This window comes from Brevibacillus sp. FSL K6-2834 (genome assembly GCF_038592925.1).
In the GTDB taxonomy this organism is placed as follows: Bacteria; Bacillota; Bacilli; order Brevibacillales; family Brevibacillaceae; genus Brevibacillus; species Brevibacillus borstelensis.
In genome coordinates, this window is sequence record NZ_CP151945.1 from 4,183,546 (window position 1) to 4,199,125 (window position 15,580).

Below are 15,580 nucleotides of genomic sequence, written 5' to 3' on the forward strand. Positions count from 1 at the left end.
CACATGATGGAAAAAACAATCGCTCTGGCAGGAAATCCAAACACAGGGAAAAGCACGCTGTTCAATGCCCTGACCGGATTGTCCCAGCATACGGGAAACTGGGCCGGAAAGACCGTCACGATGGCTGCCGGCCATTTTGAATACCAAGGCCAGGCATATCGGATCATTGATCTTCCCGGCACGTATTCACTGTATTCCAACTCCACTGACGAAGAAGTGGCGAGAAACTATATTATTCTGGAACAGCCCGATGTTACTGTTGTCGTCCTGGATGCGACTTCGCTGGAACGTAACCTCAATCTTGCGCTGCAAGTAATGGAAATGACCAATCGGGTCGTCCTCTGCATCAATTTGATCGACGAAGCCATGCGTTTGGGCGTGCGCATCGATGTCGCAAAGCTCCAGGAACGGCTTGGCGTACCAGTCGCAACGATTTCGGCCCGCAAAAAAATCGGCATCGACGGACTGCTGGAAAAAGTCGGGCAAGTCGCTTCAGGACAATTGATCCCTGAGCCTGCGCCAATCGTGTACAGCCGGGAGATCGAGGAAAAAATCAAAATGCTGGAGCCTCACGTCGTCCGCCTTTTAGGGAACCGGTTTCCTCCGCGCTGGGTGGCGCTTCGCCTCCTAGACGGCGACACGGATCTCATCTCCACACTGAAGTCGCCTGCGGGCGCTCCAGCGGCGGAAGCCGGGGAGGTGATGCAGCTTGGGAACGCCTCTTGCCACTGAAAAACCGGATTCGCTAGATGCTCTCTATGCAATGGCGCAAAGGCTGGCAAACGGAGAGTCGATCCGCGACGAGATCGTCGGCGACATCTACAGAGCGACTCATTCCATATGCCACGAAGCCGTAAAGTACGAGGACAAAAAAAGGCTGGAGCAGACGTATCGTCTCGACCGCATCGTGACTTCTCCCATCTGGGGTTTTCCCATCATGCTGGCCATTCTTGGCGTGGTCTTCTGGCTGACGATCGCTGGTGCCAACGTTCCCTCTTCGATGCTAGCCTCTTTCTTTGGCGTAATCGAAGACTATTTGACTGCCGGATTCCAGGCTGTTCATGCGCCGGATTGGCTGTACGGCGTTCTGGTTCTGGGGCTGTATCGCGGGACCTCCTGGGTCGTCTCCGTCATGCTTCCGCCGATGGCGATTTTCTTTCCGATCTTCGCCCTGTTGGAAAATTTCGGATACTTGCCGCGAGTCGCCTTTAACATGGACCGCTTGTTCAAAAGCTCGGGGGGCCATGGGAAGCAGGCATTGACCATGTCCATGGGATTCGGCTGCAATGCGGCTGCGATTCTGTCGACGCGGATCATCGAGTCGCCCCGCGAGAGAATGATCGCGATTCTGACCAACAACTTCGTTCCCTGCAACGGCAGATGGCCTACCTTGATCCTGTTGGCCTCCCTCTTTATGGCTGCAGGCGTCGCCAGTCAGTACACCACGCTCGTAACAGCTCTGGTCCTGATGGGAATGGTACTGATCGGCATCGTCGTGACGCTTGCCGTCTCCTGGATTTTGTCCAAGACTGCGCTGCGCGGTGTACCGACGCACTATACATTGGAGCTGCCGCCGTTTCGCAAGCCGCAAATTCTGAAAACCGTCCTCCTCGCCTCCAAGGACAAATCGCTGAGTGTTCTCAACCGCGCGATTATTGTTGCGGCACCGGCAGGGGTGATCACCTGGATTTTGGGCAACATCACGGTAGGAGATGCCAGCATCCTTGCACATATGGCTTCGTTCTTTGATCCATTTGCTCACGCGCTCGGACTGGACGGCTATATCATCATGGCCTTTCTGCTCGGCCTGCCTGCCAATGAAATCGTTTTGCCGATCCTCCTGATGGGCTATCTCTCCTCCGGCGCGATGGTCGATCTGGAAAGCACGGCGAACATCAAGAATATTTTCCTGGCACACGGCTGGACATGGCTTACGGCGCTGAACATGATGTTGTTTTCGCTTTTGCACTACCCTTGCGGAACCACGCTGTTTACTATTTACAAAGAAACAAAAAGCGTCAAATGGACGGTGCTCTCGGCAGCCATTCCGCTTTGCATCGCCATTGCGGTCACGTATGCAACGACACAGATTGCCTATGCATTTGGCTGGGTATAACTCCTTTTCGACAAGAAAAAATGGAAGCAAACGATTTTGGGCGGCCCTTATTGGCCGCCTTCCTTCTTTTTTCACCTCCAAATAACCTTTCGTCACATACACTGTATGAAACTTATGTTTTCAGGAGGACCATTGTGGGACGATGGAAATGGAAGTTCAAAAAGGTTCTTCGCAACAGATACGGAAGAGAAATATGGATCGTGAAAAACCGAGAGGGAACGCAGGGGTATTTTAAATTCCCGGTGACCAGACAGCGGAAAAACTATCGTATTCTGCTCGCAAACGAGTATATCGCAGCGGAGCTTGCCAAGCTTGTCGGACTCCCCGCAGCCAAGGTAAAGGAGATCAGAGTAAAAGGGCGAAGAGGATGGAAAAAACGGGGGATTGTTTCCTTGAAAGCCACGGCAAAGGAAGTGATCCCGTGGAAGAAAGCTTCGCCAGAGGTTCACCGGAACCCGGAGCAGCATGTCCATCAATCAGACCTGTTGGCTCAGCTTGCGGTTTTCGATGCCTGGATCATGAATCCGGATCGGACCAACCGAAACCTGATTCTATACCGCAATCAAGCCGATGATCGCTACCGTTGGTACCTGATCGATCACGGCATTGCTCTGTTTGGATCGCCGGAGAGGTGGAAGACCAAAAAAGCGCGCCGACCGCAGAGAAGCGGGGCCCTCTTTCCCCGTACCAACAGAAGAAAAAAGCAGTTGCGCATTCCAGCCGGGTTAAAACGCTTCACATCGGACAAACGTTCACTGGTTTCGCAAATGGTTGAAAAAATACAAGCCTTGTCTCCCCAGGATATCAAGAGAGCCATAAACAAGGTACCGCAAAAATACTTGAAAAAATCGGAGAAAGCCTATATCAAGAGGTTATTGTGCGCAAGACAAAAAACGCTGCCCGCCATCATGAACGATGTCCTGGCCCACATCCGGCCTGCTACCTGAAGCTGCTCAAGTCGAAAGCGCTCCTGAAAAGGCAGCGGATCATCTCCCTGCCGACCAGCCGTGTACAGAAAATATTCGATAAAAAAAAGATGAGAAACAGGAGTTGATCACTGTTTCCCACCTTGCAAACAATATGTATTGGTGCCGGTAGAGGGACTTGAACCCCCACGGTTTCCCTCACGATTTTGAGTCGCGCGCGTCTGCCAATTCCGCCATACCGGCACGTATGAAATTCGATGGTCGGGAAGACAGGATTCGAACCTGCGACCCCTTGGTCCCAAGCCAAGTACTCTACCAAGCTGAGCTACTTCCCGACATTGACTGTGGTGCAGGTTCCCGAAAAGATATCGTTTTCGGAAAACCAGCTTTTTGAGGCAAATGGCGTGCCCTGAGAGATTCGAACTCCCGACCTTTTGATTCGTAGTCAAACGCTCTATCCAGCTGAGCTAAGGGCACATTTTGTCTGATTTTGTCGCACCTAGGCGACAATTCAATAATATACATGTTTTTATGTAAAAAAGCAAGTAAAATCTTTACCACCTCCTCATTTCCTTCCCCTTGCATCCCGGGAAGACTGCTTTTTTCACCCCGATACAGGCAGGTTTCGCTTGCGAGTACAGGAAGACCGCTGCCGCTCATTTACGCGCAATTGATACAGGCAGAGCAGCAGCCCGTCGATACCTTTCGAAAAGATCGGTTGAACGGATAGTCCAATGGATGGCGTCCGTAAACAATCCATTGTCCCTTTGCGTTTCGGCGCAATTGATACACGCGGAAAAACCGGTCGTCCTTGTCAAAGCCAAACCAGACGGCGATCGTCACCCTGCCTTTTGCATGAGAGAGCAATTTCTTTTTGAGAATGGGCGGCGCTCCAATTCCGTCCCCTACGGGTATGGCCAGACGTCCCCCAATCCTTCTCAATTGCAGATTCCGGATCACTCGCTCCGCCAGACAAGCAGACATGCTTTTTTGCAAGTACCGCTTGATTTTTACCTTGGAATTGAAGCGCTCCGGGAGCAAAACTCCTCTTTCCCCGATTCGCTTCCTGGCCGAAAAGACGATCGTCCAAAACGAATCCTCGGCCCTTGCAATCGCCCGTATCCATGCTTTGTTCATCCGCAAACACCTCCTGTTTTAAAGGTATGCATCTGTCCTTCTGCACGGTTGTGCTGCTGTCATGCCACATAATTTTCCTCCGGGCGGACAATCTAAATGAGACAGATGATGACGAACAGGAGGAATGGTGCTCGTGCCAGCACAAATCAACACCGACCAATTGAAAAAGGCGGAGGTATCCGCTACTCTTGCCAAAACGCTAATTACGCAGGCGATTGAACAGTCCGCCGCCAACCCGCAATTGGCGGAGCAAGCACTCAAGCAAGCTTCCGAAGAGATTGCCCAGGCGCAAACGATGGTCTCCCAGGTGCAATCGACGATCCAGACACAGTCTCAACAGCAAGGACAGCAAGCCTGAAAAATAGGGCAGATCCGTGGCGGTCTGCCCTTTGCCTTTCCCAGAGACCCAAGAGCTTTTTGCAAGGAAACAACCGATAATCAGCGCGTTTCCGACCTGGCATAAGTCAGGAGTGTCTTTTTGCTTTCTGCACGTTCACCCAGTTACAATAGCAGAAGCAAACCTATTGGAAAGGCTGGATTCGCATGTTGCAACTGCAAGGTATCAATCATTTGCTTTTTTCTGTTTCCGACCTGGAGCGTTCCATCCGCTTTTATCAGGACGCACTTGGAGCCAAGCTGCTTGTCCGTGGCCGAAAGCTGGCCTACTTTGACTTAAACGGCCTGTGGCTCGCCCTAAATGAAGAGACAGACATCCCCCGCAATGAAATTCACCAGTCGTACACACATATCGCCTTTTCTGTGGAGGAGAACCAGTTTGAAGAGTGGAAAGATCATCTCATAGCGTCGGGTGCTGCCATTTTGCCCGGGCGCGAGCGGGATGAGCGGGACAAGCTGTCGATTTACTTTACAGACCCGGATGGCCACAAGTTTGAGCTGCATACCGGCACCAGGGAGGATCGGCTGGCTTACTACCGGGAAACCAAGCCTCACATGACTTTTTTTGACTAATACCAGACGCTACGGACTAATTAGTGGCAAAATCTTCCCATTCATGAGAAATTTCCTTTTTCCCGCTTGTCATCCATGGTAGACTAGTTCAAAAGAACTATTTTATTAGCTTTTTTCCCCACAAATAAAACGGTGAGAGACAACAGTGTAAAAACCGGCCTATCTCCTTGTCAGGAATAGGTCATTTTTACGACAGCGGAGGTATTTTTCATGTTATGGAAACATTCGAATTCAATCGCATCCAATAGCAGAGCCTTCCCGATCAAGGATAGCGACGTGGAGCCCCCCGAGCGAATTGAGAGCAAGGTCAAATTTTTGCATCTGACCAATCACGATCTGGAGATGATCCGTCGCTTGCAGCCACTCTTGCAGGAGGTAACGCCTGTCATTACCGATCAGCATTACCGCATGCTGGGCGAATTTCCCGAGCTTCTGTCGATCATCGACCAAAACACGACGATTGAGCGGCTGTCCGGTTCTTTTCGCCGCTACTTGCAATCGCTCGCCACGGGAGAACTGACTGAGGACTATATTGCCGGCCGGGAAAAAATCGGTGTCATTCATAGCAAAATCGGATTGGCCCCTGAGTGGTACATGGGCTCGTATTTGCGTGTCTACGAACATCTGGTGCCAGCCATCGTCAGCGCTTACGCCAAACGTCCCGCGGAGCTGTCTGACGCCCTTCTCGCACTGCTCAAGGTCATAACGCTCGACTCTCAAATCGTGCTGGAATCCTATCAGGCGGACAACGACTTCAAGGTAATTGACCGGCTGGGCAATGTGCTGGAGCTCGTCATGCAGATCGATAAAATCAAACACGTACTGGACAGGCTCGGCCGCACCACCGACGAGGCTGGCAATGTGAGCACCGCTGCGGAGCAGCTCTCCCTGTCCGTTCAAAAGGTGGCCCAATCGTCAGCCGAGGTAGCGGAAAATGCCCTGTCCGCCATGGAACAAGCGGACAGGGGCAAGGAAATTATCGCCTCCTCCCTCATCGGCTTTTTGGCCATGGCAGAAGAATTTTACGAAACCAAAGCGAAAATCGCCCAGTTGCAAAAGTCGATTGACAAAGTATCCCAGGTCGTGGAGATGATCCGTTCCATCGCCGATCAGACGAATCTGCTCGCCCTCAACGCATCGATCGAGGCAGCGCGGGCGGGGGAACAAGGACGGGGCTTCGCGGTCGTGGCCGGGGAGGTCCGGAAATTGGCGGAACAGACAAAATCCTCCGTCCAAACGATCACCGCCACCATTCAAAATGTTCAGTCGGATGCCAATCTGGTAGGCCAAACGGCTGAGCGGATGACCGGACAGATCGATGAAAGAGTCGCCCATACAAGGGAGGCCATTCAGCTATTCAACCTGATTGTGGAGAGCATCAAAGAGGTCAGCCGCTCTACGGAACATATCGCGGCCATCGCAGAAGAACAGTCCGCCGCCACCTCCGACATAACCAGGCGCGTCTCCAGCGTTCAGGAAAACATGGAATTGATCGCAGCCAATGTGTCCACCGCTGGCCAGAACGTGTACGACATCGGCGTCGCTGTCAACGAATTGCATAAACTCAGCATCAGCCAAACCTCTTCCCTGCGGGACAAGCACTACCTGCGAATCGTCAAGACCGATCACCTGCTGTGGAAGTGGTGGCTCTACAACTTCATGCTCGGATATCACCAGATCGAAGAAAATGAGCTGGTCAACCATCACCAATGCCGTTTGGGGAAATGGTACGACGCGGCCAAAGAAAACGGCTCGCTCGGCTCTCTGGAAACGTTCCGAAAGCTCGAGGAGCCGCATCGCCAATTTCACGAGCTGGTACGCTCTATCTTCTTCCATGTAAAGGAAGGCAGACACCAGGAGGCACAAGCAGCTTTCTCCCGTCTGGAAGAGGTGTCCGAAGCGGTGATCCGGTGCCTGGATGAGTTGGCTGACAGCTTATAGGCATGTCCTGGCAGCGATGAAGCCCATTTACTTCACTTCAGTTGCCTGGGGTTTACGCTTGTTTTGCCCGAGTGAAAATGATTTTGAGAGAAGCGGGTACAACAGCGACACTGCAGCCATCAGCAAGATGACCGCCGATATCGGTTGCGTGAGAAAAGAAGTGAAGTCTCCGTCGGTGATCAGGAGCTGCCGACGGAAGGTTTCCTCCATCATCTTTCCCAGAACTAACCCCAAAATCAGCGCAGCCGGGGAGAATTCGTACTTTTTCATGTAATACCCGATCAGTCCAAACGCGAGCATCAGCCACACCTCAAACATGTTGTTGGAAACCGCGTACGAACCGATGACGGACAAGCCGATGATGATCGAGGCGAGTATGGAATACGGAAGCTTGAGAACCAGACCGAAGCTTCTGACGCCTACGCGCCCACCGATAAACGTGATGGCGCTGGCGATCAGCATCGCAAAGAAAATGCAGTACAGCATCAGCGGCTGCTCCGTCATCAGCTGCGGTCCGGGCTGCAGGCCCTGAAGAGTCAGCGCCGCAAGGATAACGGCGGTGGTCGGACTCCCGGGAATCCCGAGCACCAGCGTAGGGATCATCGCTCCGCCGGCCGCGGCGTTGTTGGCTGCTTCCGGCGCGATCACGCCCTCTTCTGCTCCATTGCCAAACTTCTCTTTGTTCTTGCTGGACCGCATCGCTTCTCCATAGCTCACAATCGAAGCGATCGAACCGCCGGTCCCCGGCAGGATTCCGATCAAGGTCCCGATCACGGAGGCTTTTAACACGCACCACTTATGGACGAACAAATCTTTGAGCTTGTACCCTTCCAGCTTGATTTTTTCGGTGGTCGTAAAGTTCTGTGTCTTTGCTCTCTCCGCCACCTGATTCAGCACTTCGCCCAGCGCAAAAGCGCCGATCATGATCGGAATGAACTCGATCCCGTTCAAAAGCTCAATCTGGCCAAACGTAAAACGCTCCGTGCCGACGATTGGGTCAATCCCGATCATCGCAATTGCAATCCCGAGCAAACCGGAAATCAGCGCTTTTGTCATGTTTTTCGAACCGATGGCGGAAATGACCGTTATGCCTAAAAATGCGAGAGCAAAATACTCGGCGCTCTGGATTTTGAGTGCCACCTGCGACAGCGGCGGAGAGAGAAACAGCATGACAAATACGGAAAAGATACCGCCAAAAGCAGAAGCGCTGATAGACAAACCCAATGCCCGCCCCGCTTTGCCCTGTTTGGCCATGGGATAACCGTCAAACGTTGTGGCGACCGCTTCGGGAGTGCCCGGCGTATTGAACAGGATCGCGGTAATCGAGCCGCCGTACGCTGCCCCTGCATATATGGACACGAGCAGGATGATAGAGGGAATGATTCCCATGTAATAGGTGAACGGAAGCATGAGCACGATGGCCATGGAGGAGCTGATGCCGGGCAGCGACCCGAACAGCACTCCCAGAAGCATGCCCAGCAGGATGAGTGCCAAATTGCCAAGGGACAAGGTCGTCGCCAGACCCTCGGCAAATAAATTGATGTCCATGATATTCTCCCCGTTCTCAGTAGATGTAGTAACTCAGCGTTTTGAGCGCTTCCACACCTCTTGGCAGCGGAACACTGAGCAGATTGCCGAACAAAAGCGTAAAGCTGATCGAAATGACCCCCGATAGGCCGACTACCTTTCCCACCTTTTTTTCTCCGAGCAGCAAGAGAAGAACAAGCAGCAGAAGAAAGCAGGCAATCAGAAAGCCGATGATATCCACGGCGAGCACGAAGGCGGCGATGCTGACCAGCAGCCCGACAAACTCCTTGGAAAGCTCAGGCGGCCGATGCTGCTCCCCGGTACTCTTTTTTCTCTTTCGGATTGTCTGGAAAAGCGAGAAAAGAGCTAGCAGAATCGCCAGGATCAAAATGCCTTGCGGAAAACCTGCCGGGCCGATCGGATCGCTGGCCCGCGCCGTATCGATGAAAAGCGACTCTTTGAAAAAGTAGCCGATTGCTCCAATCAGCAGAACATGAAACACGATTTCTCCCATTATGGTCACCTCCGAAGAAGAGCGGCGGAAAACCGCTTATCCTACTTTTTCAGCCCGGTTTTTTGGGCAATTTTGTCAAAAATTTGATACTGCTCTTCCCACTCTTTTTTGAAATCATCCGGGCCGAGGAACCCCTCGCGAATATCTGCCAGATTTTGTTTGGCGAACTCCTTGTACTCGTCCGTCTCATAAACCGCTTTCATTTTGTCGATCAAATACTGCTTCACCTCGGCTGGCGTATCTTTTTTTACGGCAAATCCGCGCCAGGAGCCTATCGTCAAATCAATCCCCTTTTCCACCGTTGTCGGGGTGTCCTTCAACTCTTCGATTTGCGTCACCCGTTCATCATGCAGCACGACGATCGGCCTTACCTTCTCGTTTTGGATGTATGACACCGCTGAGATCAGCTTGTCGAAGTACACGTCGACTTCTCCGCCCAGAACCGCCGCTTTGACCTCTGAACCGGACTTGTAAGGGATGAACTTGATCTTGATTCCGGTGGCATCAGCCAGAGCGCTCAATGTCAAGTCGTCCAGCCCCCCCGGGCTGATGCCGGCGAAGGATATTTCCTTGTCTTTGCCCTGCCTTACCAGGTCGTCGAAGTCCTTGATCCCGCTATTTGCCGGTACGGACAGCAGGTAAATATCGCTCTGGATCCGGGCAAGAGGTTCGAAATCTTCCATCAATTTGATGTTTTTCCCTTTTCCCAGCACATCGGCAATGACGTGCGAAGGCGTGATTTCCAATAGGGTGTATCCGTCATTCTTCTGTTTGTATGTGTAAAGAAGTCCGACGAGACCGCCGCCGCCATCCTTGTTGAGCGGCTGAACCGGCTGAGCCGTTTGCTTGTTCAGCAAGTCGGCGAATTTTCTGGCAAATGTGTCGCTTGCGCTGCCTTCGCCAAAAGGAACGACCATCTCGATGGGCTGTTTCGGGTAGCCTTCCGTCAAACCGCCAGCCGTAGACGACGGTTGGCTGGAACAGCCGATAAGACTAAAGGCAAGAGCAAGTGTAAGCGATAAACAGATCGCTGTTCGTTTCATGTCAGTCCTCCTCATAAACCAAATCGGGATAAGGGTATTGATGAATCATAATGAAACTAATCGGGGTTGAACCGATCATGCTGAAACCGCTTCCAGTCGTCTGCAAAGAGCCGACTGTTTTCTGCGGAGGCGGGGAAACCCCCGTCCCTTCGCCGCTACGCTTGAACCACGCTTGTCAAAGACGAGACCGGAACGTAGGCATACCCATCCATCAGCCTTCTCGCAGTCCGTCCAACGGCGGCCCGCTTCACACTCCAGTCCTCCCCCTCTCGTTCTACCTGCGCTTCTACGTACAAAGTCCCTGTGGGATGGCCGATCCGAAGGCCGGCTTCCGTGCCCCTCGCCAACCGGTTCGGCAGGGTGCCCGGAATGTTCGCGGCCGCTCCCAAAGCGATGGAACCGCTGACTGCAAAAGCCCTGTGCAGCGTCCCCATGGAAAGATAGCGTCCCAAAAGGTCGAGGCTGTCCGCCCGTACCATTTGCTTGTCCTCGGTCTGATAATCACAGGCTGCGGATATCATCGCGATCTTGGGCAGAGCATGTGTCGCAGGGGTGACCGTCGTTTCATCCTCAATGATTCCGAGCATCACTCCGGCTTTTACGCGAATCTTCTCTAGCGTTTCCAGCAAGCGGGCATTTCCGTTTAGGTCCTTGGACAGCTCTGTTCCGGTCGCTCCGACATCCTGTGCCAAAACAAACACGAGGATGTTGGCCGCATCGATGATCGTCACCGGGAATTTTCTGCCGTCATCCAATGCGATGGTGTCTATCGGATTTCCAGTGGGCAAGGTCCTGCCGGAAAAGGTTCCCCCCGTATCGAGAAAATTCACCATGATTTTCGCTCCGGTGCCAGACACTCCTGCGATGGAAAAGTCCCCCTCGTACTGGATTTGCCCGTTTACGACCGGGACCTCCACTTCAATCACTCTGTTCGTGTTGGTATTGAAGATGCGAACTCGTGTAAACGGCTCCTGCAATTCCACGTATCCTTCTTCCGCCGCATACAGCCCGACTGCCGACGCCATGTTCCCGCAGGTGACATGGTAATCAATCACTTTTTTCTCCAGACTGACCTGCCCGAATGTGTAATGGATGTGAACATCCTGGCTGGCAGGCGGTCCGATGAGCGCAAGCTTGCTCGTCAGAGGCGTTCCCCCGCCGATCCCGTCGATTTGGTTGTTTCCGGGACTGCCGAACACTTTCAGGATCACCTGGTCGCGGGCAACCGGGTCTTTGGGGAGATCAACCGTACGCAAGATGAGCCCCTTGCTGGTACCCCCGCGCACCAACGTGCTTGGGATTCGATAGATTTGCCCATAAACGTACATCTGTTGTTCCAACTCCTTCATGATAGTACAGATTAAAGAGAATGAATATTCGTTTAACTCTACAACAATAGTAGCCAAAGAAAAGCAATAAAAAAAATACTTATTTTTTATAAAGATCCATAAGTATTTTTTATGTTTTTGTTTTTCGTTTTAAAAAAGAATGTTGATCATTCATGACTTTTCTGTACAATTAACGATAAGTTTTTCCATTCCGTTTTTAGCCAATTTCACTACTTTTTTTATTGAAAGAAAGTTGGAACCATATGGATGACAGAGATTGGGTCATATTAACGACGCTGTACGACGAAAAGAATATCACCAAAACTGCGGAGAAAATTCGCATCTCGCAGCCGGCGCTTACTTACCGGCTGCAGCAGTTGGAGCAGGAGTTTGGCATTACCATCGTCTATCGCAGCAGAAGAGGCGTTACCTTCACGCCGCAGGGTGAGCATTTGGTCAAATACGCCCGCGACATGACGCTTCATCTGCGCAAGACAAAAGAAGCCCTGCAAAACATGGGCGACAAAGTGCAAGGAACCTTGAGATTGGGCGTTTCCAGCATTTTTGCCCGCTACAAGCTTCCATCTATCTTGAAGGACTTCCACCGGCAGTATCCCGATGTAGAATTTAACGTTACCTCCGGATGGAGTGAGGAGGTCATCAACTCCGTCTACAAGCAAAAAGTGCATCTCGGCATCATTCGCGGCGATTACAATTGGCCCGATCAGCGCAAGCTGCTGATGGACGAAGAAATTTTCATCGTTTCCAAGCACGAAATCGACATCGAGGACCTGCCCAATCTGTCCCGCATCTACTACAACACGGATACTTCCTTAAAGAAGCTGATCGACAACTGGTGGCATGAACGCTATTCTGACCCGCCCCTGATCTCCATGGAGGTAGACAAAATGGAGACCTGCAAAGAAATGGTGATAAACGGCCTCTGCTATGCGATCCTGCCCAGCATTTTGCTGGACCCCAACGAAGATTTGTACGTCACCCGCTGCACGACGAAGGATGGCGTCCCCGTCGTCCGCAGAACCTGGATGATCTTTCGCAACGAATCCCTGGAGATTTCCGTGGTCAAAGCGTTTGTAAATTTCTTGGAGGAGAGAGAACATCCATACAGATGAAAGGCTCAAAAAAAGGGTGCCCATCCGTGTTTTCAGGGTCTGTCAAGATTTTTGTGTAAACTCAATCAACCGATATATGAACAGGTTTCATCCCCCTAATTGGGACATCTTTTTCGGAGCCAATAGAGTCAAGGGCGTGAGGCGAAGCGAACCCTTGACGCGTTGGTGGAGAAAAAGATAATCCCTTCGGGGATGAAGCCTTTCATTTGCTAACGGATGTACGGCTGTACCCGATCTTCAAAGAAAACGGATAGCTGTAAGAGAATCTGGCCCCAGTTCTGAACTCGTCCCGTCCACTTTCGTAGAACATCCATGGTTACGAGATATAACATCTTCAAAAGGGCATCATCTGTGGGAAACATGGCTTTTCCTTTTGTCACCTTTCGAAGCTGTCGATGATAACTCTCGATCACGTTAGTTGTATAAATCAGCTTTCGAATCTCGGGAGGATATTTAAAGAAAGTGGCAATCTCGTCCCAGTTATTCCGCCAGGAACGAACCATCAAGGGATATCTACTGCCCCAGGTTTGTTCAAACTGATCGAGTTCTTCCAACGCGGCTTGCTCCGTTGGAGCCTTATAGATAGGTTTTAGCTCGGACGTGATCTTTTTGAGATCCTTATAGGAAACATACTTGATGGAATTTCGGATTTGATGGATAACACATTTCTGAATCTCCGTCTTCGGATAACATGCAGAGATGGCTTCTGTAAAGCCACGAAGATTATCGACGCTTGTAATGAGAATATCCTGGACTCCACGATTTTTCAGTTCGTTGAGGACATGCAGCCAGAATTTTGCCGATTCATTCTCCCCAATCCAGATCCCAAGCACATCTTTATGACCGTCAAGGTCAATACCAATGACCATATAGGCGGCTTTATTGACGATAGCTCCGTCCTGTTTTACCTTAAAGTGAATGGCGTCAAGGAAAACAACAGCATAAACCGCTTGCAAGGGGCGATTTTGCCACTCTTTGATCATCGGTACAATCTTATTGGTTACATTCGATATGAGCGTTGGTGAGACTTCGATGCCATAGAGCTGCTGCAGATGGTCTTGGATATCGCGTGTGGATACGCCTTTGGCATAGAGGGCAAGAATTTGATCTTCGATCCCTGTCACGTTGGACTGATGTTTCTTTACAATGTTTGGCTCAAAATCACCCTCTCGATCTCGAGGGACTTGGATGTCGACATCCCCGTACTCAGAACGGACGGTTTTCTTGCTATACCCATTGCGGCTGTTGGTTGTCCGCTTGTTTTTCATGTCATGCTTGGCGTATCCAAGAGAGGACTCGATTTCAGCTTCCAGCATTTCTTGGATTGTGTCTGCGAATAGATCCTTTAACGCTGACTGTACGTCGTCCACTGACTTCATGTTTTTCTCTTTGATCCACTGCTTGATCTGCTCTTTTGACATCATAAAAATCTCCCAACCTTTCTACTCCTAATTGTAGTTTAGAGGTTGAGAGTTTACACAAAATATTTTACAGACTCTGTTTTCACGGCGGGGCACCCTTCGTATCTTTTTTGTGTGTTCGTATTTGTTTCTGCTTATCCAATTGGAGCGTTGTCCGTTTACACCTTTGAAACTGTTGAAGTCACATACTGATTGCTCCCCTTGTTCTAAGGGGCTTCGCATTATGATCTATTTTAATTCTTCTATCAAATCATTAAGTTTACTTAACATCCTTTTGTGATACTCGATTTCATCCTCCCCATCTAACATTTCATTCTCCGACTTTATTTTGTTGAGTATGTTCAACCGTACCAACTCCTCTTCATAACCGTCTCTTGAGAATTCAAAGAAGAACTCATCCTCGGTAATATCCAGTCCTTCAATGATACCAGCAACAACATCATATTTATGCTCTTTATAGGAATCAGCCATTTCCTTGATATGCTTTTTAATTTCTTCTTCTGTAGGGTAAATATCATGTTCTCTTGCATATTCCGCAAGAACTGTTCTTTCTTCTAATTTCTTCATAGCGTCTTCTTCAGTTAGCTTGATGCCAAAAGCTTTTGAATATGCTTGGTACCTTGCTAGTTTATCTGTTAGTTCATCTTGGCTGATTTTTTCGGATTCGGTATCTATAGTGATTTTGTTATCATTATTTTTCTCCAAAGCTTTTTTGTAATACTTGGCGAATTCAGTTCCTTTATCATGGTCATTTAATTCAATGTTTGCTAATGAATATGAGATACTGCCTAGCGACACAACGGCAACCACAGAGAGCAAAACCCACGTCTTTTTCATACTTGTCACTCCTTTTAATATAACGACATTCTTATTTCATCTGTACTGCCATAATAGATTCCATCTGCAACAGCACCACTGGTAAAAGTAACTTTTGGCCTGTCGGTTACGGTACTATAAAAAGTTTTTGTATTCCCCCCGCCATATACTGTTTCACCACGATCGGTTATATAATCTGTTAACCGATCTCTCCATCTCCAATCAGAAGCATTAATTTTTCCAATTGTTCCAGCGTCATCTTTGTATACTCCTGAAACATAAAGTTCCAGACTATAGGGGTATCCGCTAGTTTTGCCGATAGCTACTGCATGATGATGATCCAACTCAACTTCATCATATTTTGTATAGACATAATATTCCTCAATAGTATGTACTGTATAATAGATATTTTTGTACCCCCAGTCTGGATGGTAAAAGTGTGATAGAAAAGAATCTCCGCCTTCTTTTGTTTTGGCAAAACTTGATGAACTAAATATTAAGACAAAAAATGAGGTAAGTAGTATCGTCAAACTAATTTTTCCAATTTTCATTTTAACAATCCCCTTTCTACTTAACCCTAAGGCAATTACCTATTTACACAAATAACCTACTAAAAAGTCTTGATCGATGGTCCCTTACTTTTTTGCCATTAGTTTCACTTGGTGATATCTAAAAACAAGAAAACCTAACTAGATATATTTCCAGATGG

At 49.9% G+C, this 15,580-nt stretch carries 15 protein-coding genes and 3 tRNA genes; 7 read left to right on the plus strand and 11 right to left on the minus strand.

The features are described 5' to 3' along the window. Positions 1 to 3: 3 nt before the first annotated feature. From NST96_RS20660 to NST96_RS20670, 3 genes are all read left to right on the plus strand, one after another. Positions 4 to 732 (plus strand): FeoB small GTPase domain-containing protein, encoded by a 729-nt coding sequence (locus NST96_RS20660; RefSeq protein WP_003388986.1) that lies wholly within the window; start codon positions 4 to 6, stop codon positions 730 to 732. Beyond that, a complete protein-coding gene (locus NST96_RS20665; RefSeq protein ID WP_039071064.1) occupies positions 710 to 2,116 on the plus strand; it encodes a nucleoside recognition domain-containing protein in 1,407 nt (468 codons plus the stop codon). The genes NST96_RS20660 and NST96_RS20665 overlap by 23 nt, the downstream gene beginning before the upstream one ends. Positions 2,117 to 2,250: 134 nt before the next feature. Continuing rightward, on the plus strand, positions 2,251 to 3,063 hold the full coding sequence (locus NST96_RS20670; protein WP_024982838.1) for a HipA family kinase: 813 nt from the start codon (positions 2,251 to 2,253) through the stop codon (positions 3,061 to 3,063). Between the two features lie 139 nt (positions 3,064 to 3,202). Here NST96_RS20670 and NST96_RS20675 read toward each other — a convergent pair. The 4 genes from NST96_RS20675 to NST96_RS20690 all read right to left on the minus strand — a co-directional run bounded on the left by NST96_RS20675 (position 3,203) and on the right by NST96_RS20690 (position 4,179). Beyond that, positions 3,203 to 3,285 (minus strand) — tRNA-Leu (locus NST96_RS20675). Positions 3,286 to 3,300: 15 nt separating this feature from the next. Then, a tRNA-Pro gene (locus NST96_RS20680) sits at positions 3,301 to 3,377 on the minus strand. 65 nt (positions 3,378 to 3,442) lie between these two features. Beyond that, a tRNA-Arg gene (locus NST96_RS20685) sits at positions 3,443 to 3,519 on the minus strand. A 183-nt stretch (positions 3,520 to 3,702) separates the two neighbouring features. Beyond that, the gene (locus NST96_RS20690) at positions 3,703 to 4,179 is read right to left on the minus strand and encodes a hypothetical protein (RefSeq protein ID WP_003388983.1); all 477 of its coding nucleotides are present in this window, start codon (positions 4,177 to 4,179) and stop codon (positions 3,703 to 3,705) included. A 133-nt stretch (positions 4,180 to 4,312) separates the two neighbouring features. Between NST96_RS20690 and NST96_RS20695 the strand changes: the two genes are divergently transcribed. The 3 genes from NST96_RS20695 to NST96_RS20705 all read left to right on the plus strand — a co-directional run bounded on the left by NST96_RS20695 (position 4,313) and on the right by NST96_RS20705 (position 7,089). After that, positions 4,313 to 4,537 (plus strand): hypothetical protein, encoded by a 225-nt coding sequence (locus tag NST96_RS20695; RefSeq protein ID WP_003388981.1) that lies wholly within the window; start codon positions 4,313 to 4,315, stop codon positions 4,535 to 4,537. Between the two features lie 185 nt (positions 4,538 to 4,722). After that, positions 4,723 to 5,148: a metallothiol transferase FosB gene (gene fosB, locus NST96_RS20700; protein ID WP_031931860.1), complete on the plus strand. Its 426-nt coding sequence runs from the start codon at positions 4,723 to 4,725 to the stop codon at positions 5,146 to 5,148. Between the two features lie 210 nt (positions 5,149 to 5,358). After that, entirely contained in the window at positions 5,359 to 7,089 is a 1,731-nt protein-coding gene (locus NST96_RS20705) for a protoglobin domain-containing protein (RefSeq protein WP_339166432.1), read from the plus strand. Positions 7,090 to 7,116: 27 nt separating this feature from the next. Here the strand turns inward: NST96_RS20705 and NST96_RS20710 are convergent, their stop codons facing one another. The 4 genes from NST96_RS20710 to NST96_RS20725 form a co-directional block, all read right to left on the minus strand. Then, entirely contained in the window at positions 7,117 to 8,637 is a 1,521-nt protein-coding gene (locus tag NST96_RS20710) for a tripartite tricarboxylate transporter permease (protein ID WP_122957895.1), read from the minus strand. 16 nt (positions 8,638 to 8,653) lie between these two features. Next, entirely contained in the window at positions 8,654 to 9,130 is a 477-nt protein-coding gene (locus NST96_RS20715; RefSeq protein ID WP_122957894.1) for a tripartite tricarboxylate transporter TctB family protein, read from the minus strand. 41 nt (positions 9,131 to 9,171) lie between these two features. Further along, complete coding sequence (locus tag NST96_RS20720) at positions 9,172 to 10,173, minus strand: tripartite tricarboxylate transporter substrate binding protein (RefSeq protein WP_170208330.1); 1,002 nt, start codon at positions 10,171 to 10,173, stop codon at positions 9,172 to 9,174. 155 nt (positions 10,174 to 10,328) lie between these two features. After that, positions 10,329 to 11,501: a PrpF domain-containing protein gene (locus tag NST96_RS20725; RefSeq protein ID WP_122957943.1), complete on the minus strand. Its 1,173-nt coding sequence runs from the start codon at positions 11,499 to 11,501 to the stop codon at positions 10,329 to 10,331. A gap of 263 nt (positions 11,502 to 11,764) precedes the next feature. Between NST96_RS20725 and NST96_RS20730 the strand changes: the two genes are divergently transcribed. Beyond that, positions 11,765 to 12,634 carry a LysR family transcriptional regulator gene (locus NST96_RS20730; protein ID WP_243014041.1) on the plus strand — a complete coding sequence of 290 codons (870 nt, stop codon included), beginning with the start codon at positions 11,765 to 11,767 and terminating at the stop codon, positions 12,632 to 12,634. 209 nt (positions 12,635 to 12,843) lie between these two features. Here NST96_RS20730 and NST96_RS20735 read toward each other — a convergent pair whose 3' ends face one another. The 3 genes from NST96_RS20735 to NST96_RS20745 form a co-directional block, all read right to left on the minus strand. Further along, complete coding sequence (locus tag NST96_RS20735; protein WP_251247396.1) at positions 12,844 to 14,058, minus strand: IS256 family transposase; 1,215 nt, start codon at positions 14,056 to 14,058, stop codon at positions 12,844 to 12,846. A 225-nt stretch (positions 14,059 to 14,283) separates the two neighbouring features. Then, positions 14,284 to 14,892 carry a hypothetical protein gene (locus tag NST96_RS20740; protein WP_122957891.1) on the minus strand — a complete coding sequence of 203 codons (609 nt, stop codon included), beginning with the start codon at positions 14,890 to 14,892 and terminating at the stop codon, positions 14,284 to 14,286. A gap of 14 nt (positions 14,893 to 14,906) precedes the next feature. Next, entirely contained in the window at positions 14,907 to 15,422 is a 516-nt protein-coding gene (locus NST96_RS20745; protein WP_122957890.1) for a hypothetical protein, read from the minus strand. Positions 15,423 to 15,580 lie beyond the last annotated feature (158 nt).

Coding starts and splice junctions, on each gene's coding strand:
- NST96_RS20730 (WP_243014041.1), top strand. CDS start 11,765: ATGGATGACAGAGATTGGGTCATATTAACGACGCTGTACGACGAAAAG.
- NST96_RS20735 (WP_251247396.1), bottom strand. CDS start 14,058: ATGATGTCAAAAGAGCAGATCAAGCAGTGGATCAAAGAGAAAAACATG.
- NST96_RS20740 (WP_122957891.1), bottom strand. CDS start 14,892: ATGAAAAAGACGTGGGTTTTGCTCTCTGTGGTTGCCGTTGTGTCGCTA.
- fosB (WP_031931860.1), top strand. CDS start 4,723: ATGTTGCAACTGCAAGGTATCAATCATTTGCTTTTTTCTGTTTCCGAC.
- NST96_RS20725 (WP_122957943.1), bottom strand. CDS start 11,501: ATGTACGTTTATGGGCAAATCTATCGAATCCCAAGCACGTTGGTGCGC.
- NST96_RS20705 (WP_339166432.1), top strand. CDS start 5,359: ATGTTATGGAAACATTCGAATTCAATCGCATCCAATAGCAGAGCCTTC.
- NST96_RS20715 (WP_122957894.1), bottom strand. CDS start 9,130: ATGGGAGAAATCGTGTTTCATGTTCTGCTGATTGGAGCAATCGGCTAC.
- NST96_RS20690 (WP_003388983.1), bottom strand. CDS start 4,179: ATGAACAAAGCATGGATACGGGCGATTGCAAGGGCCGAGGATTCGTTT.
- NST96_RS20720 (WP_170208330.1), bottom strand. CDS start 10,173: ATGAAACGAACAGCGATCTGTTTATCGCTTACACTTGCTCTTGCCTTT.
- NST96_RS20745 (WP_122957890.1), bottom strand. CDS start 15,422: ATGAAAATTGGAAAAATTAGTTTGACGATACTACTTACCTCATTTTTT.
- NST96_RS20710 (WP_122957895.1), bottom strand. CDS start 8,637: ATGGACATCAATTTATTTGCCGAGGGTCTGGCGACGACCTTGTCCCTT.
- NST96_RS20660 (WP_003388986.1), top strand. CDS start 4: ATGATGGAAAAAACAATCGCTCTGGCAGGAAATCCAAACACAGGGAAA.